A 1776-nucleotide genomic window follows, 5' to 3' on the forward strand; every position below is an offset into this window, starting at 1 on the left:
CGATCGAGGAAATCGCGTCGCTGGCCGATGAGCTCAAGCAGCAAAATGCCTGAGGCCGGGCCGCAGCCGGCGGCCGAAGACGCGTCGCTTCGCCGGTTCCTGACATTCCGCAGCGGCGCGGACCTCTACGCCCTGCCGGCGGAAGAGGTGCTGGAAATCATCCGGGTGCCGCCGGTGGCCCATGTGCCGCAGGCGACGAAGAGCCTGATGGGGATGGCGAATCTGCGGGGCAGCGTCCTGCCGGTCGCCAGCCTGGCCGGACTGCTAGGCCGCGACCGGGTAGATGCGTCGCCGACGTCGCGGGCCATCGTCCTGGCCGGCGCGTCGCCGGTGGCGCTGGCGGTCGACGCGGTCGAGGCCCTGGTGGCGATCGAAGCCCGCCACCTCGAGACGCGGCAATCGAAGCTGGCGGCCGGTCCGGGCGAGCAGCTGCAGGGCGCATTCCGGGTCGACGGACAGCGGGTTGCGGTTGCCAAGGTCCTCGATATCCAGGCCATGCTCGCGGCGGCCTTCGTGTCGCGATCCCGGCCGCGGACGGGACTGTCGTCTGGGCCTGGTGCGGTGGCCGTATCTCCAATTCCAGCGGATGCTGACAGCCGGCAGCAGCTCGTGACCTTCGAGGTCGCGGGCCAGGAATTCGCCCTCGCCCTCGATATGGTCGAAGAGATCGTGCCCGGGGCGGAGATGGTGGCCGCGATGCCGCACAGCGAGGCCCTGGTCCGTGGGGTGGCGCCGTATCGCGACACTCTGCTGCCGCTGTTCTCGCTGCGCGGCCTGCTCGGCTTCGCGCCGGCGTCGGAGGCGGATGGGCGGGAAAAGATCATCGTCGGCACGATCGGCGGGGTGCTGGTGGGGCTGATCGCCGATCGCATGCGCTCCATCATCTTGGCCGACCGCGAACTGGTCGAGCCTCTGCCGCCGGTGCTGGCGGCCCGGATGGGCGGCGAGGCCCGGGTGCAAAGCATCTATCGCGGCGATGGCGGGCGCCGCCTGGTCTCGATCCTCGCCCCTGACCGCCTGTTCCTGGAGGATGTCATGCAGCGGCTGGGCGGTGGCGGCGACAGGCCCGTGGCGCCGGCGCCGGAGACGACCGAACGCGACCTCGAATTCCTGGTGTTCCGCCTCGGCGACGACGAATTCGGCCTGCCGATCGAGGTGGTGGACGAGGTCGCCCGCGTGCCGGAGCGGATCACGCGGGTGCCGAAGGCGCCGAAATTTTTGGAAGGTGTCATCAATCTGCGCGGCGATGTGCTGCCGTTGGTCGACCAGAGGCGCCGTTTCGACATGCCGAAGCTGGCGGAGGGAGCCGGGCGCCACGTCGTGGTGGTGCGGACCGAGCGCCACCGGGCCGGCCTGATCGTCGACAGCGTGTCGGGGGTGCTGCGGACGGCCGCCGACACGATCGAGCCCGCCCCCGACCTGACCGGCGAGGCGACCCGGCTGGTGCATGCGGTCGTCAACCTGGAGGCCGCCGGGCGCCTGGTGCTGCTGCTCGACCCGGCGGAGCTGCTCAGCCGGTCGGAGCGCAGCCAGCTCGACGCCTTTGCCGCCAGGACGAAACGGGCCGATTCTTGTTCAAGGTCCTGGTGGTCGATGATTCCGCGCTGGTGCGGAAGCTTCTGGGCCAGGTGTTTGACGCCGAACCGGATTTCGAGGTCGAATTTGCCCGCAACGGGCTGGAGGCGCTGAACCGCCACAAGGTGTTCGCACCCGACGTGATCACGCTCGACGTGCACATGCCCGACATGGACGGCCTGGCCTGCCTCGACCGCATCA

General features: G+C 69.9%; 2 protein-coding genes. Both read left to right on the plus strand.

Translation table 11 applies throughout. From position 1 onward, the window contains the following. The first annotated feature begins 45 nt into the window (after positions 1 to 45). Positions 46 to 1689 carry a chemotaxis protein CheW gene (locus AC3XYG_RS03405; protein WP_489138407.1) on the plus strand — a complete coding sequence of 548 codons (1644 nt, stop codon included), beginning with the start codon at positions 46 to 48 and terminating at the stop codon, positions 1687 to 1689. After that, positions 1629 to 1776: response regulator (locus AC3XYG_RS03410; RefSeq protein ID WP_489138408.1), on the plus strand; the 148-nt coding region annotated here is incomplete at its 3' end. The genes AC3XYG_RS03405 and AC3XYG_RS03410, both read left to right, overlap by 61 nt.

It is taken from the genome of Inquilinus sp. (assembly GCF_057815775.1).